Origin of the sequence: Mesorhizobium sp. M7A.F.Ca.CA.001.10.2.1, assembly GCF_003998575.1 — a bacterium.
Lineage (GTDB): Bacteria > Pseudomonadota > Alphaproteobacteria > Rhizobiales > Rhizobiaceae > Mesorhizobium.
Genome location: NZ_RZQY01001279.1, coordinates 1 through 574 on the forward strand (window position 1 = coordinate 1; position 574 = coordinate 574).

The 574-nt window shown below is 65.9% G+C and carries 1 protein-coding gene and 1 pseudogene; both read left to right on the top strand.

The annotated features are described in order from the left end of the window. Positions 1-196, top strand: a pseudogene (locus EN964_RS38020) (creatininase); the annotation flags it as partial. A gap of 12 nt (positions 197-208) precedes the next feature. Next, positions 209-574, top strand: a 366-nt coding sequence (locus EN964_RS36630) for an arginase family protein (RefSeq protein ID WP_206528847.1), incomplete at its 3' end; no start/stop codon positions are given.

Below are 574 nucleotides of genomic sequence, written 5' to 3' on the forward strand. Positions count from 1 at the left end.
CGTCGACCCCGGCAAGGCACTGCATGACGGCCCGGCGCAGTTCAGGCCATATGATCGCTATCCCAAGCCAGCCGAGGAAGTGCCGCCATCCGGCGTGCTGTCGCTGACCGAGGGCTCATCGGCGGAAAAGGGCCGATGGTTGCTCGACGACTGCGAGACCCGCATTGCGGAAATCGTCAAACGCGAATTCTTCTGAGGTGCCGACACCATGAGCAGCAATTTCTTCCAGCCGATCGACGCCTCCGCCGTGCCTCGCTTCGCCGGACTTTCGACCTTCATGAGACTGCCGGCCGTGGCAAGCGCGGAGGGGCTCGACATCGCGCTCGTCGGCATACCGTGGGATGGTGGCACCACCAATCGCGCCGGCGCACGGCACGGCCCGCGCGAGATCCGCAACCAGTCGAGCCTGATGCGGCGCGCCCATCACGTCTCGGGGACCGAGCCGTTCAGCATCGCCAACGTCGCCGATGTCGGCGATCTCTCGGTCAATCCGATCAACCTGCTGGACGGGCTGAAGCGCATCGAGGACGGCATCGCGGCGATCGTGGCAGTGGGCGCCATTCCGCTTGCAGCG